We start from the raw sequence: 26472 nt of genomic DNA, 5'->3' as shown, positions 1-26472 counted from the left end.
TTTCTTTTTAAACAACAAACATAAATTTTGCAAGGATTACAATTCCTATTGAAAGTATCAAAGCATAAGTATGAAAATATTTCATAAATTTGTGGGGTTCTTTTTTTGTAAGTTTGTAAAACATTGTATATATAACTCCCAATACAATCAAAATAACAAAAAACACTTTAATCAAAAGTAATAATTGAAGAGGTGTATTAATCACTCCTGCTTCACTATTTATATACTTAGTAAACATATATCCACCACTAGAAATAAGTATTAAAACTATCAAAGGATATATTTTTATTCCTCGACTGATAATAGCACTCATCATATTGGTATATGTTTCAACACCAAATTTATTTTTAACTGCAGGAAATATGAATATATCCGCAAATATAAAACCTATAAAAATTATTGCACACAATAAATGAATGATTTGAACTAATGTATATTCCATAATGAATTATCCTTTTGATTTATTGAGAATTATAATCAATATGTTAAGGAAATACCTTGATAGGAATCAATTTGTTTTTTTTATACATATTTCTTTACGAATTTATATAAATCTTTCTTTTCGCTATTTTGAAAATGCTCACATTCTTTTAAAACTATTTTAATATAAGTTCTTCCTTGATTTTTTCAACTATTCCTTCTATTCCTGGATATATAGACATTTTGTTGATACCTAAAAAATTTAATTCATTTTTTATGGATTCTTTTATATTGGAAGGAATAATTATTTTCTGAAAAATTCTTAAATTATAAGTTTCTAAAGGTGTAATTTCTTCTGTATTTCTTTTTATTGGGAACACAGCAAAAATACTATTTTGGTTTATTATTCTATTATTAGTATGTCTAGGTGCATAAAATACTATTTTATTTTCATTAATTGAAGGAGTTTTATTTTGTTCAAATTCATCAATACCCCAAACAACTCCATCTGTATTTGAAATATTTTCTTCAATAGCAAAATATAATGCAATTAATGGATTTGATGTAAAATCTAAAAGTCTTGTTGGAAGACCATGATGTTGAGCTTGAATTAAGTATTCAAAATATGACATTGATTTATTTTCCAAATAAGGATAAGAATACTGAGTGAATTTTTCAACAATTTCTTCTTCTATTTCAAGTAAGCCATCTAAAAAATTTCTATCTTTTAATCTTCCTAAAGATGGAACTAACGGCCAATCTTGTGTTTGACCTCTATAACAACATAAAAAACCTCTTTTTCTAATTACATCTAAATATTCAGAAACATTATTAATTGTATTTATATCTAATTTCCACATAGTTTACCTTTATTTCAAACTCAACCCAACTCTCTGTTTTTCCAAATCAATACTAATAACTTTGATATTTTTCAACTGTTGATTTATACTTAAAACATCCATTGGATGGGAAATCCTTTTTTCGCTGATTTGTGAGATGTGGATTAATCCGTCATTTTTTAGACCAATATCCACAAAAGCTCCAAAATCTGTGATATTTCGCACAACTCCACTTACGATGAAGCCTTCTTTTAAATCTTCTATTGATTTTATATCTTTTGAAAATTCCACTTCATTAAATTCGCTTCTTACATCGTAGCCTGGTTTTAAAAGTTCTGCAATTATATCTTTTAGAAGTAAAATAGGGCAGTTTAGCTCTTTTGAGATAGTTTCTATTTCACTATCTTTTATCTCTTCTATTTTATATTTTTTCTGTAATTTTTCAACCACATCGTAATTTTCTGGATGAATCGCTGTATTATCTAGGATACTTTTTCCATCTTTGATTCGTAAAAATCCAACTGATTGTTCATAGGCTTTTGCACCGATTCCTTTTACTTTTAGAAGTTCTGATTTTGTTTTGAAATTTTTGATTTTTTCTTTATGCTCTATTATATTAAGGGCAAGTTTTTCAGAGATTCCTGAGATAAATGAAAGCAGTTTGTATGAAGCTGAGTTTATATCAACTCCTACTTTATTTACTAAATCCACAGTTACATTTTCAAGTTTTTGTTCTAACTCTTTTTGATTTACATCGTGTTGATATTGTCCAATTCCTAGTGATTTTGGGTCAATTTTTACTAAAGCTGCCATCGGGTCACGAAGTCTTTGAGCTATTGAAATTGCACCCCTTATTGTTACATCAAGATTTGGATACTCCATCATTGCTATTTTTGAAGCTGAATAAACACTTGCTCCTATTTCACTAACAACTGCGTATTTTACATCTAAACTGTTTTCATTTATTAGTTTTGAAATAAATGCTGCTGTCTCTTGCGAAGCCGTTCCATTTCCTATTGCTATTGAGTTGATTTTATATTTTTTGATTAACTCTAAAACTATTTTAGAAGAGTTTACAAAATCCTCTTTTGGTTTGGTTGGATATATCACATTTGAAGCTAGATAGTTTCCATTTTCATCAATGACTGCAAGTTTGCAACCACTCACATAACCCGGATCCATTCCTAAAATCACTTGATTAACTAGTGGTGGAGTTAAAAGTAACTCTTTTAGATTTTTCCCAAAAAGTGTGATTGCTTCACTTGATGATTTCTCTTTTAGTAAAGTTAGTGCTTCTCTTTTTAGACTTGGAAGTAAAAGTCTTTTTAGTCCGTCTTTGTAGGCTTCAAATACTATCTCTTTTGAGCTAGATGCACTTGATGGAATTTTATATTTTTTTATATTTTCTAAAATATAGTTTTCATCAACTTCGATTTTCATAGTTAGTTCTTTTTCATTTACTGCCCGATTGATTGCTAAAAATCTATGTGATTTTATGTATTTTATTTTTTCACTCACATTTGCAACACTTACATAAACACCTGATTCATTAAATGTTTTTGTTTTTTTTGTTTCTAGTATTCCATAGTTTAAAACGATATTTCTAATAACTTCTTTTGTTCTAAAATCATCTGCATATCTTTGGGCGATAATATCACTAGCTCCTGAGATTGCATCTTCTATTGTTGTAACTTCTTTATTTATAAACTGTTTTGCTTTTTGATTTATTTCATCAAGTGAATATTTCATTGATTGAATAATATTGCTGAGTGGTTCAAGTCCATTTTCAATAGCACTTAAAGTTCTTGAAGATTTTTTATCTTTAAATGGGGCATAAATATCTTCTAAAATTTGTAAAGTTGTAGCACTATTTATATGACCTAAAAGTTTTTCATCCAAAAAGTTACGCTCTTTTAGGATATTTATAATCTCTTCTTTTCTATTTAAAAGTTTTAAAGAGTAGTTATAAATATCTTCAAAATCACGCAGTTGTTCATCTGTGGCATTTGAAGTTAAATCTTTTCTATATCTTGCAATAAATGGAATAGTACAACCATCATCAAGAAGTTTTAATATATTTTGAATTATACCTTTAGAAAATGATGTTTTTTCTTCTAGTAGATTTATTAGATTATTAGTCAAGAATTACCTCTTTGAAATCACTTCTTGTATTTGTGATTGGTTTATTTGAAGATGCACGTACAGTATAAACAAAAGAGATTTTTGGCTTATCTGAACTATTTTTGTTTGCATGATGCAGAGTTTTACAATGAAATAAAACAACATCACCTTTTTGCAGATTTGTATGAACTTTTGTTTTTATTAGTTCAATGTTTTTTGGATGAGAATCTAAAAAATTATCAACTTCATCAAACTGCTCTTTTTCAAAAGTGATTTTGTGAGATTTTGGAATAAACTCTAAAAGACCATTTTCTAAATATTCATCCCCAAGACTCAACCAAACAGAAACTAAATCATTATTTTTAAAATTCCAATATCTTCTATCTTGATGCCAAAAAGTTCTTGTACTTTCAAATGGTAATTTTGTCATAATTGAGTTATGATGAGCTAAAGTTAAAACAGGAGTATCATTTAAAATTTGTTTTAAAATAGGTCTGATTTTCTCATTTGTCATCCATCTTTGGAAAACTTCTTCTCTATCGTAAACTTGTCTTAGTCTTCGCACTGTGATTTCATTTTCATCATTTTTCATGTACTCTTGTTCCGTTTCAATGGGAGCTATTTTGTTTTCTAGGTGGATTTTTGCTTTTTGTAGAATCTCATCACAAGTTTGCGAATCTGCAAAGTTTTTAAGAACTAAAAAACCATTTTCATGGAACTCTCTTAGTTGATTTTCATCTAATTTCATGGCATCTCTTAATTTTTATAATTTGATGCAATTATAGTTAAATAAGCTTTTTTTTAATTGATGATTGCGTTATGCCATTGAACTAGAGTTATTCTTCTTCCATCAATTACTTTTAAAACTTCATGGGTGAAATATGGATTACTTAAAAATACAACCATATCCCCAGCTTTTGGTTTTATTTTTACTTCATTTCCATTTTCGTCATAAAGAAAATTAAACAAAAGTTCCCCACCTGTAAAAGTATTGTCACTTGTAATTTCATCATAAGAAGTTGTAAATAAAACAGTTGTGATTTTTCTTTGATTTGTAACAGGAGTAAAACCTACTAACTCACCGTTTTTATACATCATACTTGAATCATCACTATGCATGGCATAAAAAGAGCCTTTTAGATACTCTAAAACTTGAACATCCGTAGAAGTTGTAAGTGCTAATTTGAAATAATCTTCTATTAACGCTTGATGTTGTAAAAATCTATTTGTATAAAGTTCTGCATGAGTTTTATTTAAAGCGTAGATGTTAGTTTTTCTAATCTCTTCATTTGTAGTTGCTTTAATCTGGGCGCTATTTGCTCTTAGTTGAGCTTTTTGTACATCTTCATCTTTTTTTATCTCTTTATTAATTTCATCACACTCATTTTTATCTAAAAAGTTGTTTATAATTAAAAAAGGATAGTCATAATAGGGATTTGGTAATAACTTTGTTTTTATATCCAAATCAAGTAAAAAATCTGAACAATAAATATTATTGCTAATTTGTGTCATTTGTTGCCTTTCATAAACAAAATGTTTATGAAAGTTGCTTAGTAAGATTTGTTAAATCACCAAGCACCCAAATATCTATAATTTTGCCATCTTTAAATTTAAAAAAAGATGCTCCACTATAAACAATTTTATTGTTACTTGCTTCATAATCAAATAATTTTCCTGTATGTCTACCATTGTATAAAGCTCTTACAGCAATAGTATCATCCTCACAAACCATAGTTAAAATACTATGGAAAAGATTAGGAATACCTGTTAAAAGAGTATCCATATACTCTTTGAATTTTTCTTTTCCTACAACTGATATATCTAAAGAACCATGAAAAGTTATATTATCATCAAATAAGATGTCAATATAGTCTTTGTTTTGCTTGTTCCATAACTCTGTATAATATAATTTTACTAACTCTTTATTAGTCAATTTCTTCATGATTTCCCTTGTGGTTTGAACCGTAGTCATCGTTAAAATCGTAGTTATCATATTCATCATAATCTACTGTAAATATTTTTGAATAACCTAGTTTTTGAAGTTCTTTATCAATATTCTCTTCCGTCAATCTATTTTTTACTCTATCCATAATTAATTCTATATGCTCTTCACTAATATTATTTGCTCTTAATTCATAAATAATAGCTAAATCCATAACTTTTAATTCCTCTAATTAATATATTTTGGTTTTAAATTGCTTTTATATTAGGCTTTTTATCAATATATAAACTGCTTAATATATATAAAATTGCTTTAACAGACTTAATTGAAGCTGTTTCTTCTACTGTATGATAACCCGTTGTTGGTATTTGTAAAGTTGCACCTTGAATAGAACCTTTTGATTCCATTACAATTCTTCCAAGTTCTGTACTTCCAAGAGTAAGTAAAGGTAAATTTTTTTCTTTTCTTACTTTGTTTTTTTCTTGAATAAAAGTATCTTTACATGAAAAATCAATTTCATTTTTATGACAAAAGTTTTTTAATTGTTTTAAAACAGGAGATTTAAATCTAGCATTTGCATCTCTATTTCTTAAAACTACTTGTTGAACATCTGCTTCAACTCTACTATCATAAGGACTTGTATCCAAAACTAACAATTCATTTGTTGTTACTTTATTCTTTCTAAACCATTCATAAACATATCTCCATGATTTTCCAGCTTCTTCTTGTGCTGTAAAAAATGCAGTTCCTTGAAATCCATTTTGATATAAATAGATAATCATGGCTGCACTAATAACATTATCAAGTTGAGCAGAAATTAAATCATCTTCACGTTTAAGTTTATCACTAAATGCAATTGGTGTTCCTGGTTGTAAATGAGATAAACCATCAATTTTAAAAACAAGGTTATTAACCTCTTCACTCATAAAAACATCAGAAATTTGACCAATTCCTAAATAACTTCCACTCCAAGGTTCATAAGCTTGAACTTGTTGATTTATATATCTTTTGGCAATTAGTTGATAAGTTTGTTCAGATAAAGAATTTCCTCTTAAATCAGAACGATTTTTTGCAAGAAAGGCAGCAAATTGGAATTCATTTGGACCTGTACAAATAACGCCATGTCTATCAATATGTGCACTAAGCATACCTTTTGTAGGATTTTTACCTTGTGCAACTAATAGTCCATCGTAATATTGTGTTTTTATACCAATTTCTTCTAATTCTCTTTTTAAATATAATAAAAAAGAGTGTTCAGCACCAGTTACTGATGGAACTCTTATCAATTGTTTTAAAAGGTCTAGAAAATGTACAAAGTTTATAATTGGTTCACTTGAAGATGAATCACCCAATTTATTCTCCCGAAAATTTTAGATAGAATAAGACTCTAGGAAGTCAAATTAAATACTTATGCTTTAATTCTTATTCTATGTTGCAATTATAAACCATAAAAAAAAGAAATATCCTGAAAGAAATCTTAAAAATAATTTTACTTCTACTAAGTGGCTATTTATGGGATTTATAGAGGATAAATAAATTTTATTAAGATTTTTTATTATATATAATGATAAAGGAAATCAAATAAAAAAAACAATTTTAAACCATAGTATTTTAATCAGGATTAATTTTATTTATCTTTTATAAAAATAGGATATAATTTTGAAAATAAAGAGATTTAAAGATAATATCAATATCTTTAAATAATAGGAGAAAAAAGATGGCAAAAGAGTTATCAGCACTAGAACAATTAAAAGCTTCAAGAAATCCATTAAGAGTTATTGACGATATATATAAAGAAGCATGTGATGGGATTCCTTTAAGTTCTGAATATATTGGTTTATTAAAATGGTATGGAATGTACCCACATGTAAATACAGATGGCACTGAAGATAAAAAATATTTTATGAAAAGAATAAAACTAATTGATACAAGTATGAATTTAGAGCAATTAGGAGTTATGGCAAAAATAGGTCAAGATTATGCTCAAGGTTTAGTTGATTTTACAAATAGACAAAATGTACAATTTCATTATATTCAAATAAAAGATATGCCAGAGATTTTTAAATTATTAGATTCAGTTGGATTAACTTCAAGAATGGCATCAGGTGATGGACCAAGACCAATCATGACATGTCCAGTTGGTGGAATTGATAAAAATGAAATTTTTGATGCAAGGGAACTTGTAAAAAGTGTAGACGCATATTTTAATAAAAATGATAATAGATTTTGTAATTTTCCTAGAAAATATAAAATAGGTATTAGTGGATGTGCATGTCATTGTGCTTCACATGAAATCCAAGATGTTGCTTTTACTGCATTTAAAACAGAGTCTGGAGAAGTTTTATTTGATTTAACTATTGGTGGAGGTTTATCAAAATCAAAACAAATAGCTACAAGAGCTTCTAGATATGTAAAACCTGAACAAGTTCAAGATGTTGCTGTTGCTTGTGCAGAGATTTTCAGAGATAATGGAAATAGAGATAATAGAAATAAAGCAAGAGTAAGACATCTTTTAAATGATTGGGGAATTGAAAAATTCGTAGCAGAAATTGAAAAAGTAATTGGATATTCTTTACAAGAAGGTTTAGTTGAACCAAAAATTACATCTTCTGAAAATAGAAATCATTTTGGAATCAATAAAGCAAAACAAACTGGTGAGTCTTATGTTGGATTTGCAACAAATTCAGGAAGAGTTGCTGGGGAAGATTTTCAAGCAATGTATGATATTTGTAAAAAATATAATGCAGGTGGAATTACAATCACTGCAACACAAAACTTCATAGTTTATGGAGTAAAAGATGAGGTAGCTCAAAATTTAGCAGATGAATTTGCTGATTTAGGATATCCATACAAACCAACTCCATTTAGAGCAAGATTACAATCTTGTACAGGAAAAGAGTTTTGTAAATTTGGTATTACAGAAACTAAAGAGTTTGCTAAGAAATTTTTAGTTGAATTAGAAAATAAATTTCCTGATTTTAAAGAAGATGTAACAATGGCAATCTCTGGATGTGGAAATGCTTGTTCTCATCCACAAATTTCTGATATTGGATTTGTTGGTGCAATGATTAGACATGAAGGTGAAAGAGTTGAAGGTTATGAAGTTTTATTAGGTGGAAATCTTGAAGGAACAACAAAAAGTAGAATTGCAAGAAAAATAGGTGTTAAAGTTTCAGCAACTGGGCTTGTATCTTATGTTGAGCAATTAATTAATGATTATAAAGCAGATAACTTAGGTCAAAAAAGATTTAAAGATTATTTAGCTGTTTTACAGCCATCAGGAGTAGTTGAAGATAACGACTAATTTTAGATTGTTTTATGATTAGTTTTTTCTTTATACATTGATTCATCTGCTTTTTTTAGCAGAGAATCTAATGTATCACTCTCTTCATGTGGAGCAATTCCAAAACTACAAGTTACTTTTATTGATTCACTAAATTCAATTAAAGATAATTGTTTTTCTAGATGCAAAACAATATTTTTACATTGAGATATATTTGTTTGTGGTAAAATAATCAAAAATTCATCTCCACCCCATCTTCCAATTGAATCAGTATTTCTAATACTTTTTCCTATAATATTTGAAATTTTTACTAAAACTTCATCTCCTAAATGATGACCCAAACTATCATTTATGACTTTAAAATTATTAATGTCAAAAAAGATAATTGATAAATCACTTTTGTATCTCTTATTTCTTAGTAACTCTAGTTCACATATTTCTTCGATTTTTCTTCTATTAAAGATGTTAGTTAAACTATCCTTATTTGCCAATTCTGATAATTGTTGTTCTATCTCTTTTCTTTTTTTAATCTCTTTTTTTAATTTAAAATTGAAATATATAAAAATTGCTAATAATAAAATAAAAGGAATAATAATTTTAGCAATAAATAAAAAATCAATATTTTTGGGATAAAAAATAAATTGATAATTGTTCAAAATAGTATTTTTATCTTCTTTTGAAAATCTATTTATTGCACTATTTAAAATAGGTATAAAAAGTTTATTTTTTTCTTCAACTTGTAAATAAATATTTAATTGATGATTTAATAAAGTGTTTATTTTTATGCTATTTAGGTTGTCCTTATTGATTTTATGAGAGATTGTATACATATTATCAATCAATGCAAATAACTTATTTTGTTGTAATTTTAAAATAGCTTCATTGATAGTTTCCATTTCAACAAAATCTATATTAGGATACTCTTTTTGTAAAGTAGGAATTATTTCTAAGTTTTTTACTACTCCAATTTTTATATTTTTTAGTGTAGATAAATCTGTAATAAAATTTTTATCATTTTTTGTTGCAAGAGCAATAGGAATTTGAGCGATAGGCTCACTTAATAAATAATCAGGTTTACTTTTCTTTTCAAAACCATACACAAATTGTGTTTTGATTGAATTTGAAAAAATATTAAACATTTTATCATTTATAGTTTCTTCTATGTTAAGAGGTTTTGATAACTTTTGTGAAATTAAATTCCAAAAATCTATTTCTAGTCCGGTTAATTTATTTGTTAATTTGAAAGCAAAAGGGATATTATTACTTTCTATTAAAAGTGTAAAATGATTGTTTTCTAAGTATTTGATTTCATTATCATTTAATAAAATATTCATTTTATTTAATATAATAGAATTTGTATCAAAAACAGTATTTTGTTTATTTAATCCTAAAAAACTATAAAATCTTTTTATTTCATCTATTGTTTTAGAATCAATTTCTCCTAATATACCTTTTTCAATTTTTGATAATTTTTTTAATATATTCCCCTCATATATCAAAGAATCTAAACTTTTATTTTGAGTATTATATTTTTCATATATTAGTTTTGCAGTCTCTTCAATATTATTAAAAGCATATTCCCAACCTTTTAAAGAGGCTTTATTAAAGTTTTGAACACGAGAAGGATTATTTAATAACTCTTTTTGAGAAGTATAAAGTATTCCTTCATAAAAATCAAAACTATAATCATTTGGATTTAATATATTGTATTGAATATTTTGTTTTTCAAGAAGAAATGGTTCATTTGATAAAAAACAAGCCATTGCATCAGTTTTTTTATTTTTTAAATCATTAATATTAAATGAATGTTTTTGTACGATAATTTCATCTAAATTAATTCCTTGAGAAATGATCATTGAGTTAATTGATGCAGAAGTTATCGCGTCATCTGTTATCATGATTCTTTTATTTTTTAAATCTCTAGGATTTTTTATGTTTGAATCTTTTAAACTAATAAGAACTAATGGTGAAGCTTGATAAATGCTCGATAATAAAACTAAATCATTACCATTAAATTTATCAATTATTAAAGAAGATTTTCCGACACCATAAGAAGCCTCTTGGGTCATAATATCTTTTACTATATTTGAATTAGAGCTAAATTCTTTAATATTAACATCTAACCCAAAATTATTATAATAACCTTTTTCTTTAGCAACATAATATCCAGCAAATTGGAATTGATGTAACCAATCTAAATAAAGAGTCACTTTATCGTTTTGTTGGGCTTTTACGCTTATAACAAATAGTAGAAAAAGAAGGGTTATTTTTTTTATCAACATAATAACATTCTACTATATTAATTATAAAAATAATATTGAAAATTAGTAATTCTAAAAGTTTAAAATTTCTCCATCAAAATCATATTTGATATTTTGATTAACTTCAAGATGATCATCAAAACTATGAACTAATAATTCTTCATTATTTGCTTCAATAATTATTTCATAAAAACTACCATAAAAAACAATATTTTTTATAATCGCATCATATTTTCCATTTGGGCTTATGTGTATATGTTCAGGTCTTATATATGAATTTTGTGAAATCTTAGTCATTTTTCCTAAAAAATTTGCACAATATAAATTAGCTGGATGATGATAAATATCTTTTGCAGTTCCTACTTGTAAAATATCTCCACCATGCATAATAGCAATTCTGTCTGATAAATAAAAAGCATCTTCTTTATCATGAGTAATAAATAAAGCAGTTATTCCAAATAATTTTATCATTTCTTTTAATTCAACTCTTAAATGAGCTCTTAATTCAGTATCAATATTACTTAAAGGTTCATCTAAAAGTAAAATTTTTGGTTTTGTAATAATTGCACGAGCAAGGGCAACTCTTTGCTGTTGTCCACCACTTAATTCGTGAGGAAATTTATTTTCTTGACCTTTTAATTTCGTTTTTTCTAAAACTTCTTCTAAATCAGCCTTTGAAGCATTACTTCCAAAAGTAATATTTGAAGCAATACTTAAGTGAGGAAGTAGGGCATAGTTTTGAAAAACAACAGCAACTTCTCTATCTTTTGGTTGAAGATTTGTATTTTTTGAAAAAACAACTTTTTCATCAACAATAATTTCACCATTATCAGGTGTTTCAAGACCTGCAATCATTCGTAAAAATGTTGTTTTCCCACTTCCACTTTTACCAAGTATTGTAAAAATTTCACCCTCATTAATAAATAAATCTATACTATTTGCAACACAAATATTACCTTTGCAAAAAACTTTTCTTAAATTTTTTATATCTACAATTTTTTTCATATTTTTCTTCTTACAAATTTTGAGTTAAGTAATATAACGGCAATTGCCGTTGTTCCAACAAGAACAAGACCAGGGAAACCAACTTTATAAAGAATTTCATTACTTGCAAGTTCATAAATTCTAATAGCTAAAGTATCATAATTAAATGGTCGTAATATTAAAGTTGCTGGTAATTCTTTTGCAATATCTATATAAAGAATTAAAAAACCACTTAAAATATATGGTTTCATTAAAGGTAAATATACTTTAAAAATATTATTTGATTCGCTTTTCCCAAATATTTTTGTAGCATCATCAATACTTGCATCAATTTTACTAAAGCCATTTTCAATAGAACCAATACTTGAAGCAAAATATCTTGTTGTATAAGCAAAAATCAAAATAAAGAATGTTCCACCAAAAAGAACATGTCCTAATGAAGTATCAACAAAACTACTTATTATTAATAAACCAACTCCAACAACAGCACCGGGAATTGAATATCCTAAAATAGATAATTTATGTGTAATTGCTCCAATCTTCGAAGGATAAAATCTTAGCATATAAACAACAATAAAAGATAAAGAGATTATTACAACAGAAGAAAAGATATTTAGACTCAAAGTATTATAAAGATAATCGAATGTTGTAAAATCAAGAGTATGAATATCTAAAATGAACCAGTAAATTAATACCATTGTTGGAATAAAAAGAGTAATAGTAGCTATTAAAAATGAAATTAAAAATGCAATAAAATTATATTTACCTTCTAATTTTATTTTAGGAGCTTTTTTCCCACTGAAAGTTGAACTAACAAATCTATATTTTTTCCTAATTAAACTCTCTGTCCATAAAATAGCAAATACAAATATAAGTAAAGCAATAGCTACATATATTGATTGTATTAAATCTCCATATCCAAACCAACTTTTAAATATTCCTACACTAAAAGTTTCAATACCAAAGTACAAAACCGTGCCATAATCACTAAGAGTTTCCATAATTGCTAAAATACTTCCTGCAAATATAGCTGGATATGCTAAAGGTAGATAGACTTTAAAAAAGGCTTTTATTGGATTTATTTTATGTAAAGATACCAGTTCACTAACTGTTGATGAAATAGAGCCAAATGATACTCTTGCTAAGATATAAACATAAGGAAACATGGCAATTCCAAAAATAAAAATTGCTCCTGACATATTTAAAATGTCATATCTCGTATTTATATCACCAATTATATCTGATAAAATTCCTCTATATTCAAAAAAACCAACATATGTGTATCCAAGAATATAAGCTGGATAGGCTAGGGGAAGTACGAATAATACAGCAAATATTTTATCACCAAAATATTCAAATCTAGCACTTAAATATGAACTAATAGTTCCTAAAATAACAACAAAAGCAAAAGTACCTAAAACTAAAATTGTAGTATTACTTATATATCCTTTTACTATATCACTAAATAAGAACTCAAAATTAAAATCTCCATTTAGTACAAAATATAGTAATAATGATAATATTGGTAATGCTATACATAGCCCAATAATTGGGGCTATGCTATATTTTAGTTTATTTATTTCCAATTTGCTTTTGTAGCTATTTCTACAGCCTCTTTATTATATTTTCCAACTTCATTTAATTGGATATTATCTTCTTTAAATTTTCCCCATGAAGTTACGATTGCAGATGATTTTGCTTTTGGGTTTGCTGGAAATTCTTGATTTGCTTCTGCAAAAACTTCTTGTGCTTCTATTGAACTTAAGAATTCAATAAGTTTAATAGCATTTTCTTTATTTTTAGAATAATATGTAACACCAGCTCCTGAAATGTTCATATGTGTTCCAGTTGTTTGTTGAGCAGGGAAAAATATTTTTAAACTTTTTGCTATTTCAACATCTTTTTTATCTTCTCCATTTAACATTACACCCAAATAATAAGTGTTTACAATAGCAATATCAGCATCACCAGCAGCAACTGCTCTAATTTGATCTCTATCTGCACCTTTTGGATTATATGGAAAATTATTTACAAGACCTTTTGAAAACTCTAAAGCTTTTTCTTCTCCATGATTTGCAATAATTGATGCTAATAACGATTTGTTATAAGCAGCTGTTGATGATCTTGTTATTACTCTACCTTTGAATTTAGGATCAGTTACACTAAAATAATCACTTAAATCTGCAGGATTAACTTTTTGTGGATTATAAACAAAAACTCTTGCTCTTTTTGTTAATGCAAACCACTGATTATCAGTATCTTTTAAATGAGTAGGTATATTTTCATTTAATATTTTAGATTCAATAGGTTGTAATAATTTTCTTTCTTTTGCTTGATAAAGATTTCCAATATCTGCTGTTATTAATACATCAGCAGGAGTATTTGCACCTTCAATTGTTAATTTTGCAACAAGCTCTTCGGCTTTTGCTGTCACAACATTTACTTTTATTCCAGTTTTATCTTCAAATTGTTTAAGTAATATTTTATCTGAATCATAATGTCTTTGAGAGTAAACATTTACTTCTCCTGATGCAAATAAAGATGAGGCTAGAACTATTGCACCTAAGGTTAACTTCTTTATCATTTAAAATCCTTTTTTAATTTTTTTCAAAATTTAATATGGTGAATAGTAATATTTTTATTCTTTAAGTAGTCTTAATACTAAGAATGATTATCAAATAAAATAAAGAGTTCTTTAAGATAAACAAATTTTATTAGTGTTATAATTTGAAATTAAAAAAAAAGGAAATAAGATATATGATTTTGATGATTGATAACTACGACTCTTTTACTTATAATATAGTTCAATATTGTTTAGAATTAGGAGCTGATTTAAAAATTATAAGAAATGATGAATTAACATTAAAAGAAATTGAGAATTTGAATCCTGAAAAAATTATCATATCTCCAGGACCAGCAACACCTAATGATGCGGGAGTTTGTTTAGATGTTATAAAATATTTTGCAGGAAAAAAACCAATATTTGGAATCTGTTTAGGACATCAAGCAATTGGACAAGTATTCGGAGCAAATGTTGTTCGAGCAAAAAATATGATGCATGGGAAAACTTCTTTAATAAAAGTTGTAAAAGACACAAAAATTTTTGATGGATTACCAAAAGAGTTTACCCAAACAAGATATCATTCATTAATTGTAGAAAAAGAAAATCTTCCAGATGATATTATTGTTACATCTTATAGTTTGGATGATGGAGAAATTATGTCATTAGAGATAAAAGATAAACAAATCTATGGTGTACAGTTTCATCCTGAATCAATTATGAGTGAACATGGATATAAGATTATAAATAATTTCTTAAAATTATAAATAAAATGACTACAAACAACAAATATAAATACTATTTTTATTCATCACTACTATTTTTAACATTTATATTGTTATTTAAAGCAATTTATTCTCTTAGTATTTCATATAAAGAGGCCTTAAATGTATTTGTAAATAATTCTGTTTTATCTTTAATTACAAATACATCTATTTACATTTTAGGACAAAATGATTTAGCTTTACGATTACCTTTTATATTATTTTATGCCTTTAGTATAATTATTATGTATAAAATAACAGAAAATTATTTTAAATATGAGAAAGATAGATATATTTCAATTATTGTATTTATGGTTCTTCCAGGAGTTTTAAGTGCTTCTTTACTTGTAAATAGTGCTATTGTTATTATCTTTTTTACTTTATTATATTTATATTATTATCATAAATACAATAAACACTCATATTTATTACTTTTACTATTTTTATTTATTGATAACTCTTTTGCTGTTTTATATTTAGCTTTATTTTTTTATTCTTTGAAAAATAAAGATACAAAACTTATATATATTTCTTTAATATTATTTAGTCTTTCAATGTATATATACGGATTTTCTACAGGAGGCAAACCAAGAGGATTTTTAGTTGATACTTTTGCTATTTATGCAACTGTATTTTCACCATTTCTTTTTTTATATTTTTTATATACTATGTATAGAAGTTGGATAAAAGATGAAAGAACATTAATATGGTACATTTCAATAACTGCTTTACTTTTATCTTTAATATTTTCTTTTAGACAAAGAATTTATATCGAAGATTTTGCACCTTACGTAGTAATATCTCTACCTTATATGCTAAAAACATTTTTTCATGCATATAGAATTAGATTAAAAGAGTTCAGAACAAACTATAATATTTTGGCATTTTTAGTGGTGTTAATGTTATCAATAAATGTAATTCTAACTTTTGTAAATAAACCTTTATATTTGATTCTTCCAAATGCAAATAAACATTTCGTATATCAATATCATTTTATAAAAGAATTAGTTGAAGAACTTTCTGCAAGAGGTATAAATTCAGTTACAACTGATGATGAAGAGTTATCTTTAAGATTAAGATTTTATCATATAGAAAAAGGTGATGATTATTTTTTAACACTAAAAAATTATGATTATCCAAGTGAACGAATAAGTATTAAATATTATGGTAAGGAAGTTTTTGTTGCTTATCTAATAAAACTAAAATGAAAAAATCATTTTCAATATTAGAATTAATAGTTGTTATTTCATTAATAGCATTTTTATATACGATTTTTTTACCCAAAAATAAAATTAATTATTTAGATGAATTAACAAATAGAATCGAATTATATCTCTCATACACAAGACAAAAAGCATTAATTGATGAGAAATATGATTTAGAAGATTCTTTATGGCATAGAAAAAGATGGACTATGAAATTTTTTAGATGTAGAGAGAGTGAAGGTGGTGGTATTTATTACTCAATATATAGTGATAATAATAAATCTGGTCATCCAAGTGCAGAAGATAGTCTAAAAGATCCACTAAGTGGAAAAAATATTTATTCTTCAAATCAATGTGCAGAAAATAATTCAAATAGTAAATATGTATTATTAACAAAAAATTTTGAAATAACAGATGTTCAAATGTCTTGTAACTCAACCACTTCTTTAGGACAATTATCTTTTGGAAGCGATGGGAAAATCTATTCTAAATTAAGTGTGAATGAAAATGAATCAAATGAATATGAAATTACAGTACCCTGCAATATAAAATTTGTTTCAAAAGATGGAAATAGTAAAGAAATAGTTCTTTTTCCTAAAACAGGATATTCAAAAATTAATCAGTATTAATCAAAACCCAAATAAAACATAGTTAAATAGAGGGAAAGAAGTAAAAAACGAACAAATCCAAAAATTTAAGCCAAATTTAAGCTGCAAGGTATTGACAAAGCCAAAAGAATCTATTATAATTCCCGTCCAATTTGACTGGAACGCATCAAACGAGAGAATGATGAGAGACGTTGTAATCGAAGCTAGGATGATCTTTAAAAATAATTATAAACGTTTGTGAAGTAATCTTTATAAACCGAATATAGAATTCTTGTAATATAATCTGTTGTTTATTACAGATGTAAAATAAGAATAAATGTTAATATAAAATATATACATATAACAAGAGAGAAATGGTAAAACATAGAAATCTTGTCTATAACAATGAGTGATAATTTTGTGTTAGTAAAATAATACAGAAAAAGTCAAGTTCAAAAACTTCAATTTATGGAGAGTTTGATCCTGGCTCAGAGTGAACGCTGGCGGCGTGCTTAACACATGCAAGTCGAACGAGAACGGATTATAGCTTGCTATAATTGTCAGCTAAGTGGCGCACGGGTGAGTAATATATAGATAACCTGCCCTCAAGAAAGGAATAACAGTTGGAAACGACTGCTAATGCCCTATATGCCTTTAATACATAAGTATGCAAGGGAAACGCTTTAGTGCTTGAGGATGGGTCTGTATGGTATCAGCTTGTTGGTGAGGTAATGGCTCACCAAGGCTATGACGCCTAACTGGTTTGAGAGGATGATCAGTCACACTGGAACTGAGACACGGTCCAGACTCCTACGGGAGGCAGCAGTGGGGAATATTGCACAATGGACGAAAGTCTGATGCAGCAACGCCGCGTGGAGGATGACACATTTCGGTGCGTAAACTCCTTTTATATGGGAAGATAATGACGGTACCATATGAATAAGCACCGGCTAACTCCGTGCCAGCAGCCGCGGTAATACGGAGGGTGCAAGCGTTACTCGGAATCACTGGGCGTAAAGAGCGTGTAGGCGGATATATAAGTCAGAAGTGAAATCCAATAGCTTAACTATTGAACTGCTTTTGAAACTGTATATCTAGAATGTGGGAGAGGTAGATGGAATTTCTGGTGTAGGGGTAAAATCCGTAGAGATCAGAAGGAATACCGATTGCGAAGGCGATCTACTGGAACATTATTGACGCTGAGACGCGAAAGCGTGGGGAGCAAACAGGATTAGATACCCTGGTAGTCCACGCCCTAAACGATGCACACTAGTTGTTGTGAGGCTAGACCTTGCAGTAATGCAGTTAACACATTAAGTGTGCCGCCTGGGGAGTACGGTCGCAAGATTAAAACTCAAAGGAATAGACGGGGACCCGCACAAGCGGTGGAGCATGTGGTTTAATTCGACGATACACGAAGAACCTTACCTGGACTTGACATAGTAAGAACTTTCTAGAGATAGATTGGTGTCTGCTTGCAGAAACTTATATACAGGTGCTGCACGGCTGTCGTCAGCTCGTGTCGTGAGATGTTGGGTTAAGTCCCGCAACGAGCGCAACCCTCGTCATTAGTTGCTAACAGTTCGGCTGAGAACTCTAATGAGACTGCCTACGCAAGTAGGAGGAAGGTGAGGACGACGTCAAGTCATCATGGCCCTTACGTCCAGGGCTACACACGTGCTACAATGGGGTATACAAAGAGCCGCAATACAGTGATGTGGAGCAAATCTCAAAAATATCTCCCAGTTCGGATTGTAGTCTGCAACTCGACTACATGAAGTTGGAATCGCTAGTAATCGTAGATCAGCTATGCTACGGTGAATACGTTCCCGGGTCTTGTACTCACCGCCCGTCACACCATGGGAGTTGAACTCATTCGAAGCGGGGATGCTAAAATAGCTACCTTCCACAGTGGATTCAGCGACTGGGGTGAAGTCGTAACAAGGTAACCGTAGGAGAACCTGCGGTTGGATCACCTCCTTTCAGAGAATTAAGTTAAGATTTGTTTCTTAACTTAAAACTAAAAAATATATGAGATTTTATATTCGGTTTATAAAGATTATTTAAAATAGGTTTAAGGGCCTATAGCTCAGCTGGCTAGAGCGCTCGACTGATAATCGTGAGGTCTCAGGTTCAAGTCCTGATAGGCCCACCATTAAATAATCTTAAAGATTAATCAGTGTGGGGAATTAGCTCAGCTGGGAGAGCGCCTGCTTTGCACGCAGGAGGTCAGCGGTTCGATCCCGCTATTCTCCACCACCTTTAAATAGTTTAGAAGTTTATAATTAAAATTAAGAAACTTGAAAAAAAGTTAAATATAAGTTCAAATAGAGTTTGAATTTATATTTGATTTTCGAATCAAAATGATATTTAAAAATATAATGTTAAAGTCTTTAATTTTTTCGTTTAATTAAAAGAACTATGAGAATTTATTCAAAGTAGAACTAATAATTAAAAACAAAAATTTTAATTATCTAGAAATAGATAGAACACAACTTATTTTATTGATATATTTTAAATAATATGTTTAATAAGATAGTAGCCAAAGAATATTATCAAAAATGCGACAGAATTTAATTCTGTTTATTAATAAGCTATTAAGGGCTAATGGTGGATGCCTAGACTGTAAGAGGCGATGAAAGACGTATTAGGCTGCGATAAGCCTCGGGGAGCTGCCAAAGAGCTTTGATCCGGGGATTTCTGAATGGGGCAACCCAGTATAGTGAGAGCTATATTACCCTACGGGGAGCTAACCTGGTGAAGTGAAACATCTCAGTAGCCAGAGGAAGAGAAATCAAACGAGATTCCGTCAGTAGCGGCGAGCGAAAGCGGATTAGGACAAACCCAATGCTTGCATTGGGGGTTGTAGGACCATAACGTGAGACTAAAGAAGATAGATGAAATACTTGGAAAAGTGTAGCATAGAAGGTGAAACTCCTGTAATTTAAATTTTCAATAGCTCTAATGGTATCCTGAGTAGGTCGGAACACGTGATATTTTGACTGAAACTGGGGGGACCACCCTCCAATCCTAAATACTACTTACAGATCGATAGTGAACAAGTACCGTGAGGGAAAGGTGAAAAGTACTCCAGCGAGGAGAGTGAAATAGAACCTGAAACCATTAGCTTACAATCATTCAGAGCCCTATGATTTATCAGGGTGATGGACTGCCTTTTGCATAATGAGCCTGCGAGTTGTGGTGTCTGGCAAGGTTAAGTCAAGTACGAAGCCGTAGCGAAAGCGAGTCTTAATAGGGCGAATTAGTCAGATGCTGCAGACCCGAAACGAAGTGATCTATCCATGAGCAGGTTGAAGCTGGTGTAAGAGCCAGTGGAGGACCGAACCGATAGGCGTTGAAAAGTCTCCGGATGACTTGTGGATAGGGGTGAAAGGCCAATCAAACTTCGTGATAGCTGGTTCTCTCCGAAATATATTTAGGTATAGCCTTGTGTTGTAGCATATAGGGGTAGAGCACTGAATGGGCTAGGGCTGCTTACCGCGGTACCAAACCCTATCAAACTATGAATACTATATGTGGAATCACAGGAGTCAGGCGATGGGTGATAAAATCCACCGTCGAGAGGGGAACAACCCAGACTAACAGCTAAGGTCCCTAAGTCACATCTAAGTGGAAAACGATGTGGAGTTACTGTGACAACCAGGAGGTTGGCTTAGAAGCAGCCATCCTTTAAAGAAAGCGTAACAGCTCACTGGTCTAGTGATTCTGCGCGGAAAATATAACGGGGCTAAGATGTGCACCGAAGCTTTAGATTCGAATTTATTCGAGTGGTAGGAGAGCGTTCTATTCAGCGTTGAAGATGTACCGGCAAGGAGCGTTGGAGCGGATAGAAGTGAGCATGCAGGCATGAGTAGCGATAATTGAGGTGAGAATCCTCAACGCCGAAAACCCAAGGTTTCCTACGCGATGCTCGTCATCGTAGGGTTAGTCGGGTCCTAAGTCGAGTCCGAAAGGGGTAGACGATGGCAAATTGATTAATATTTCAATACCAACATACAAGCGCGATGTGGGGACGCATAGAGTTAATCGAGCTCACTGATGGAATAGTGGGTCGAAGGACGTAGGTTGATACTTAGGCAAATCCGGGTATCATAAGACCGAGATCTTACAGGCTCTTGACACTCTTCGGAGGAGATGGAGAATCGATGATACTGTCGTGCCAAGAAAAGCCACTAAGTATATTGTATGTTGCCCGTACCGTAAACCGACACAGGTGGGTGGGATGAGTATTCTAAGGCGCGTGGAAGAACCCTGGTTAAGGAACTCTGCAAACTAGCACCGTATCTTCGGTATAAGGTGTGCCTACTTTGGTATATGGACTTGCTCCAAAAAGCTAGAGAGGTTGCAACAAAGAGTCCCTCCCGACTGTTTACCAAAAACACAGCACTTTGCTAACACGTAAGTGGATGTATAAGGTGTGACGCCTGCCCGGTGCTCGAAGGTTAACTGATGATGTCAGCGCAAGCGAAGCATTTGATTGAAGCCCGAGTAAACGGCGGCCGTAACTATAACGGTCCTAAGGTAGCGAAATTCCTTGTCGGTTAAATACCGACCTGCATGAATGGCGTAACGAGATGGGAGCTGTCTCAACCAGGGATCCAGTGAAATTGTAGTGGAGGTGAAAATTCCTCCTACCCGCGGAAAGACGGAAAGACCCCGTGCACCTTTACTACAGCTTGACACTGTAGCTTGGATATTCATGTGCAGGATAGGTGGGAGGCTATGATGACTAGACGCAAGTAGAGTCGGAGCCATCCTTGAGATACCACCCTTGAATATTTGAGTTACTAACTGCGTACAATTATCTTGTATCAGGACAATGTCTGGTGGGTAGTTTGACTGGGGCGGTCGCCTCCTAAAAAGTAACGGAGGCTTACAAAGGTTAGTTCATGGCGGATGGAAATCGCCAGTTGAGTATAATGGCATAAACTAGCTTGACTGTGAGACATACAAGTCGAACAGAGACGAAAGTCGGTCATAGTGATCCGGTGGTTCTGTGTGGAAGGGCCATCGCTCAAAGGATAAAAGGTACGCCGGGGATAACAGGCTGATCTCCCCCAAGAGCTCACATCGACGGGGAGGTTTGGCACCTCGATGTCGGCTCATCGCATCCTGGGGCTGAAGTAGGTCCCAAGGGTATGGCTGTTCGCCATTTAAAGCGGTACGCGAGCTGGGTTCAGAACGTCGTGAGACAGTTCGGTCCCTATCTTCCGTGGGCGTAGGAAAGTTGAAGAGATTTGTCCCTAGTACGAGAGGACCGGGATGAACGTACCACTGGTGTACCAATTGTTCTGCCAAGAGCATCGTTGGGTAGCTACGTACGGATGTGATAAGAGCTGAAAGCATCTAAGCTCGAAGCCAACTCTAAGATTAACTTTCCCTGAAGTTCCCAGCAAGACTAGCTGGTTGATAGGCTGGATGTGTAAGCGATGTAAGTCGTTTAGCTGACCAGTACTAATAGAACGTTTGGCTTATTTAAAACAATTCTTTGGTTTACTATCTTATTAAATATATACTATATATATTTTTAAGACACATTGTGTTTTTTTTTAGAAAGAACAAAAGACTTTAACATTATTTTTTCTTAACTCTAGTTTGAGTTGAGTGTAAAGAGTACCTATTCTTACTTTTTACACTCAACTTTGCTGGTGGCTATAGAGAAGTGGAAATACCCAGTCCCATTCCGAACCTGGAAGTCAAGCACTTCATCGCCGATAATACTGCCGGGTCCCCTGGTGGAAACGTAGGCCGCTGCCAGCTCTTGAGTTTTTACACACTAAGCTTTTTCCTATCTGAACTTTCCAAGTTCTTTTAGGAAGAAGCTTTTTTTTTAGCTCCGCTTTTTTCTGGGGCTTGTTTTTAGCTTGCTTTCATCTTAACTTTCTTTAATAACTTTTCACTATACTGTCATTAAATTATATTAAGGTCTTTTTTTGAGTGATAGTTTGAATAATGTAAATATAAATAGTTTAAAAAATGATATAGAAAATGGTAAAGTTATTCCTTTTATTGGTGCTGGTATTTCGCAATCAGTAAAATTAAAAAGAAAGGATGAAACTCCTTTTAGGAAAACTTTATTAATTGATTTATCTAGTGTAATCATTGATAGTAATAAAAAAAATATTATTGATTCTCTTCTTCTTTTTAGAGAAGATGAAATAAATTATTTAGAGATTGCAGATAAGATAAAATAATATTATATTTTTAGAGATTTCTGAAAAGACTACATTTGAAAGTTTGATGATTACTTCTTTTAAAGAAAAACTTGAATTGGATAAAGATAGTAATTTTGATACAGTTATACGTGGTAAAAATCTTTTTATACTTGATAATTTAGAATCAAAAGAGGATTTCGAGAAACTAAAACTTTTAAATCACAATTTTGATTTATTAATAACAACTAGACTTAAAAATATTGATGAAAAAAATCAGATAAATCTTGAGGTATTAAATGATATTGATGCTGGTGATGCTGTTGAATTGTTCAAATCTAATTATGAAACAAATGAAGATGTAGGAAGTATTGTAAAAAAGTATTTAGGAAATCATCCTTTGTTTATAAAATTAACTGCAAGTTCTCTTAATAATGGATTTATTACTATTGAAGTCTTAAATAAAAGAGAATTGAAAAATATTGATATTGATGATGAAAAAACATTTCAAGAGCATTTAGAAGATAATTTTAATAGACAATATGAGAGTTTGAAAAAAGAGGATTTAAAAGAGTTATTATTAATACTTTCACTTTTTCCATCACTTGAGATTGATATTACTGTATTTGAAAAATGTTTTGGTGATGATAATATAAAAAATAAACTAATAAAACTTGAGAAAAATGGCTGGTTGGATAAAAAAGAAAATAGTTTTAAACTTCATCAAATTATAAAAGAGCATTTAAAAAAGCAAAAAAAATTTATACTTTATATAAGTATAAAAGAAGTGAACTTTATAATTCAATTTATAAAAGAAATAAAGCATAATATTAAAAAAGAAGAGAAACTAAACTACCAAAAAAGAGGAAAATTTTGTAAAGACTAGAAAAAGAGAATTAATCTCTTTTTTCTAAAATTTCAATTGATTCGATTTTATCTTTTTGTTTAATTGAATCAAGAACTGAAAAACTGTCAGCATCATTTTCTTCAATTCCACCAAATACAGTATGACCACCATCTAAGTGAGGACAAGGTACAAAACAGATAAAGAATTGGCTTCCTCCTGTATTTTTACCAGCGTGAGCCATTGATAAGCTTCCTTTGTTGTGAACTTGTTTTTCAGCTTTTGTTTCACATTCAATTGACCATCCAGGACCTCCTGCACCAGAACCTTCTGGACAACCACCTTGTGCCATGAATCCTGGAATTACTCTGTGAAAATTTAATCCATTATAAAATCCATCATTTGCTAAAGTTGAGAAATTTGATACAGCAGTTGGAGTTTCTTTATTGAATAATTTAATCCAAATTACGCCTTTATCTGTAATAATTTTTGCATAGTTGAATTTTGATAATTCTTCTTGAGGTAAGTCATATTTTTTTAATTCTTTTTTAAATCCGAACATTTTAATCCTTTATTTTTTAATCTGGAATTATATCTTCTTTTACTTTTTTGTCAAAATCAATATTCTCTTTAGGAACTAAATAATTTAATTTTACTAAATTTTGAACAATTTCTCTAAAAACGGGAACAGCAGATGACGAAGCATAATAATAATACCAATTGGGTCCAGTGGATATGGGATTAATTACTGTTACTCCGATTGTGTATGAGTTATTATGTTCATCATTTACAAAACCAAAAAAAGATGAAATATATTCTTTTAAATATTTTCCTCCTCTTGCAATTTGAGCTGTTCCAGTTTTCCCACCAATTTCTAAACCATCAATTCTTGCAGCTTTTCCCGTTCCATCAGTTACTGTTTTAATCAGCATCTTTTTCATTTCGTCTGCAGTCTCTTTTGAAATTACTTTTTCAAGTTTATCATCGTAAGGTTTGTATTTATTATTATCATATGTTAAGTGAGAAACAATTCTTGGTGTAATCATATATCCATCATTATTAAATGTTGAATAAGCTTTTATAACTTGTATAAAAGTTGAAGTCATCCCTTGTCCAAAAGATACAGTTGCTTTAAAAACATTATCTCTTTTATCTTTATCTCCAGCAGAAAATTGCCAAACTTTTGGCATAAGACCTTTTTTTTCATAAGGTAAATCTATTCCTGTTTTTCTTGTAAAACCAAATCTTTTCATACCTTCATAAAATTCTGGTCCAGTTAATCTTTGAGCAATTTGTAAAGTACCAATATTTGATGAATACATTACAATATCATCCAAAGATAAATTATGTTTTCCAAATTGGTGGTCATCTTTAATAGTAAATCTTCCTATTTTATATCCACCTCTTGGAAAGCCTTTTGCTGTTTTTACTCCTTCATTATAGGCATAAAAACTTTCATTTTTTTTAACTAAATTTTTATCCATAGCAAGTGAAATAGAAATAGGTTTTATAATTGAACCTGGTTCAAACTGATATTCAATTGCATTAACATTTAATGAAGGAATATCTTCTTTAGTGATTTTTTCAGGGTTAAATCTATTTGAAGATGCCATTGTTAAGATTTTACCAGTTTTGTTTTCCATAATTGAAACAATAATCTCATCTGCACTTAATTTCTTTTTATGCATATCCAATGTAGTTTCATTATTTTTTTGTAATTTTAGAGGAATATTAAGATTTAAAGTAGCACCATCTATTCTTTTTCTAATTATTGAATTTTTATCAAAAGATATGTATGATAGTACATCCCTATCTCCTTGCAAAATTCCATCTTTTGATTGATTTAATACTTTATTATAATTCTTTTCTAAACCTTTAATTCCATTTACTTTTGTTTTTCCAGATTCTGATTCAAATTTTGAAATATATCCAACAACAGGAGTTAAGGTATCATTATATGAAAATGTTCTTTTTTCTCCACTTTCGCTAATTGTTAAACCTCTTAATATTTTTGCTCCATTAATTAATTTACTTTCAAATACATTCAATTGGATTAATTTAAAGGCTAATTCTTTTAGATTTTTAGCTGATCTTGAATCAATACTATATGAAAGAACTAAGCTTCCTGGTTCTTTTCTTCCTTCATTTAATTTTTCTTTTAATGTTTTATAATCGATGTTACTATAGATTGAAAATAAATTTAAAAAAAGTTCTTCTTTTGCTGGATCTAAATATCTTGTATCAATCATTGCTTTATAGACTTTTTTTGAAGAAGCAATTTTAAAATTATCAGAACTTATAATATCACCTCTTACTGATAATTCTGATTTTTCACCTTTTAACGAAGGCATATGTCGTTTTTCAGTAATTGTTCTAAATACTGAAAAAAATAAAATACTTAAACATAAAAAAATAAATGAAAATAGAATCACTATTTTTTTTGTTTTATCAACTTTTTCGATTTTTTTTGAAGGCATATTTATCCATAT

20 protein-coding genes, 2 tRNA genes and 3 rRNA genes are annotated in these 26472 nt (G+C 29.8%); 11 read left to right on the top strand and 14 right to left on the bottom strand.

From position 1 onward, the window contains the following. Positions 1-7 precede the first annotated feature (7 nt). From ASUIS_RS11740 to ASUIS_RS11705, 8 genes are all read right to left on the bottom strand, one after another. The gene (locus tag ASUIS_RS11740; protein WP_118887272.1) at positions 8-442 is read right to left on the bottom strand and encodes a hypothetical protein; all 435 of its coding nucleotides are present in this window, start codon (positions 440-442) and stop codon (positions 8-10) included. A 154-nt stretch (positions 443-596) separates the two neighbouring features. Further along, complete coding sequence (locus ASUIS_RS11735; RefSeq protein ID WP_118887271.1) at positions 597-1280, bottom strand: FRG domain-containing protein; 684 nt, start codon at positions 1278-1280, stop codon at positions 597-599. A 9-nt stretch (positions 1281-1289) separates the two neighbouring features. After that, positions 1290-3401 carry a helix-hairpin-helix domain-containing protein gene (locus ASUIS_RS11730; protein ID WP_118887270.1) on the bottom strand — a complete coding sequence of 704 codons (2112 nt, stop codon included), beginning with the start codon at positions 3399-3401 and terminating at the stop codon, positions 1290-1292. Beyond that, positions 3394-4128 carry a phytanoyl-CoA dioxygenase family protein gene (locus ASUIS_RS11725; protein WP_118887269.1) on the bottom strand — a complete coding sequence of 245 codons (735 nt, stop codon included), beginning with the start codon at positions 4126-4128 and terminating at the stop codon, positions 3394-3396. Before ASUIS_RS11725 ends, ASUIS_RS11730 begins: the two co-directional genes overlap by 8 nt. 53 nt (positions 4129-4181) lie before the next feature. Beyond that, positions 4182-4892: a 2OG-Fe(II) oxygenase gene (locus tag ASUIS_RS11720; RefSeq protein WP_118887268.1), complete on the bottom strand. Its 711-nt coding sequence runs from the start codon at positions 4890-4892 to the stop codon at positions 4182-4184. Positions 4893-4917: 25 nt separating this feature from the next. Continuing rightward, positions 4918-5322, bottom strand: a complete 405-nt coding sequence (locus ASUIS_RS11715) for an ester cyclase (protein WP_118887267.1) — start codon at positions 5320-5322, stop codon at positions 4918-4920. Continuing rightward, positions 5306-5536: a hypothetical protein gene (locus ASUIS_RS11710; protein ID WP_118887266.1), complete on the bottom strand. Its 231-nt coding sequence runs from the start codon at positions 5534-5536 to the stop codon at positions 5306-5308. The genes ASUIS_RS11715 and ASUIS_RS11710 overlap by 17 nt, the downstream gene beginning before the upstream one ends. Positions 5537-5570: 34 nt before the next feature. Beyond that, complete coding sequence (locus ASUIS_RS11705; RefSeq protein ID WP_118887265.1) at positions 5571-6674, bottom strand: peptidase M42; 1104 nt, start codon at positions 6672-6674, stop codon at positions 5571-5573. Positions 6675-7039: 365 nt separating this feature from the next. Between ASUIS_RS11705 and ASUIS_RS11700 the strand changes: the two genes are divergently transcribed. Beyond that, complete coding sequence (locus tag ASUIS_RS11700; RefSeq protein WP_118887264.1) at positions 7040-8626, top strand: nitrite/sulfite reductase; 1587 nt, start codon at positions 7040-7042, stop codon at positions 8624-8626. Positions 8627-8628: 2 nt separating this feature from the next. On the opposite strand, the gene ASUIS_RS11695 is transcribed toward ASUIS_RS11700, so the two are convergent. Genes ASUIS_RS11695 through ASUIS_RS11680 form a run of 4 tightly spaced genes read right to left on the bottom strand, consistent with a single transcriptional unit; the run spans position 8629 to position 14434 of the window. Next, on the bottom strand, positions 8629-10887 hold the full coding sequence (locus ASUIS_RS11695; protein WP_118887263.1) for an ABC transporter substrate-binding protein: 2259 nt from the start codon (positions 10885-10887) through the stop codon (positions 8629-8631). Between the two features lie 51 nt (positions 10888-10938). After that, on the bottom strand, positions 10939-11871 hold the full coding sequence (locus tag ASUIS_RS11690) for an ABC transporter ATP-binding protein (protein WP_118887262.1): 933 nt from the start codon (positions 11869-11871) through the stop codon (positions 10939-10941). Continuing rightward, the gene (locus ASUIS_RS11685; protein ID WP_118887261.1) at positions 11868-13436 is read right to left on the bottom strand and encodes an ABC transporter permease; all 1569 of its coding nucleotides are present in this window, start codon (positions 13434-13436) and stop codon (positions 11868-11870) included. Before ASUIS_RS11685 ends, ASUIS_RS11690 begins: the two co-directional genes overlap by 4 nt. Continuing rightward, entirely contained in the window at positions 13427-14434 is a 1008-nt protein-coding gene (locus tag ASUIS_RS11680) for a Fe(3+) ABC transporter substrate-binding protein (protein ID WP_118887260.1), read from the bottom strand. The genes ASUIS_RS11685 and ASUIS_RS11680 overlap by 10 nt, the downstream gene beginning before the upstream one ends. A 173-nt stretch (positions 14435-14607) precedes the next feature. On the opposite strand from ASUIS_RS11680, the gene ASUIS_RS11675 reads away from it, so the two are divergent. The 10 genes from ASUIS_RS11675 (at position 14608) to ASUIS_RS11630 (ending at position 24025) form a co-directional block, all read left to right on the top strand. Next, positions 14608-15177 (top strand): anthranilate synthase component II, encoded by a 570-nt coding sequence (locus ASUIS_RS11675; RefSeq protein WP_118887259.1) that lies wholly within the window; start codon positions 14608-14610, stop codon positions 15175-15177. A gap of 5 nt (positions 15178-15182) precedes the next feature. Continuing rightward, the gene (locus tag ASUIS_RS11670; protein ID WP_118887258.1) at positions 15183-16382 is read left to right on the top strand and encodes a glycosyltransferase family 39 protein; all 1200 of its coding nucleotides are present in this window, start codon (positions 15183-15185) and stop codon (positions 16380-16382) included. Further along, positions 16379-17008, top strand: coding sequence for a type II secretion system protein (locus tag ASUIS_RS11665; RefSeq protein WP_118887257.1), 630 nt, complete (start codon positions 16379-16381; stop codon positions 17006-17008). Before ASUIS_RS11670 ends, ASUIS_RS11665 begins: the two co-directional genes overlap by 4 nt. A 423-nt stretch (positions 17009-17431) precedes the next feature. Next, a 16S ribosomal RNA gene (locus ASUIS_RS11660) occupies positions 17432-18949 on the top strand. Between the two features lie 95 nt (positions 18950-19044). Beyond that, positions 19045-19121, top strand: a tRNA-Ile gene (locus tag ASUIS_RS11655). Positions 19122-19149: 28 nt separating this feature from the next. Continuing rightward, a tRNA-Ala gene (locus ASUIS_RS11650) sits at positions 19150-19225 on the top strand. A 328-nt stretch (positions 19226-19553) separates the two neighbouring features. Beyond that, positions 19554-22466: ribosomal RNA gene (locus ASUIS_RS11645) — 23S ribosomal RNA — on the top strand. Between the two features lie 165 nt (positions 22467-22631). Then, positions 22632-22747, top strand: a 5S ribosomal RNA gene (rrf, locus tag ASUIS_RS11640). Together the 16S, 23S and 5S rRNA genes with 2 tRNA genes alongside form the textbook arrangement of a ribosomal RNA operon. A gap of 173 nt (positions 22748-22920) precedes the next feature. Next, entirely contained in the window at positions 22921-23181 is a 261-nt protein-coding gene (locus ASUIS_RS11635) for a hypothetical protein (protein WP_118887256.1), read from the top strand. 46 nt (positions 23182-23227) lie between these two features. Beyond that, positions 23228-24025, top strand: coding sequence for a hypothetical protein (locus ASUIS_RS11630; protein WP_118887255.1), 798 nt, complete (start codon positions 23228-23230; stop codon positions 24023-24025). 10 nt (positions 24026-24035) lie between these two features. Here ASUIS_RS11630 and ASUIS_RS11625 read toward each other — a convergent pair whose 3' ends face one another. Both ASUIS_RS11625 and ASUIS_RS11620 read right to left on the bottom strand, forming a co-directional pair. Continuing rightward, a complete protein-coding gene (locus ASUIS_RS11625; RefSeq protein WP_118887254.1) occupies positions 24036-24545 on the bottom strand; it encodes a peptidylprolyl isomerase in 510 nt (169 codons plus the stop codon). 16 nt (positions 24546-24561) lie between these two features. Then, the gene (locus ASUIS_RS11620; protein ID WP_118887696.1) at positions 24562-26460 is read right to left on the bottom strand and encodes a peptidoglycan D,D-transpeptidase FtsI family protein; all 1899 of its coding nucleotides are present in this window, start codon (positions 26458-26460) and stop codon (positions 24562-24564) included. Positions 26461-26472 lie beyond the last annotated feature (12 nt).

The organism is Arcobacter suis CECT 7833 (assembly GCF_003544815.1).
GTDB classification, from domain to species: Bacteria; Campylobacterota; Campylobacteria; order Campylobacterales; family Arcobacteraceae; genus Aliarcobacter; species Aliarcobacter suis.
Note: the sequence above shows the minus strand (reverse complement) of the source record. Positions and strands in the feature narration are given on the sequence as shown.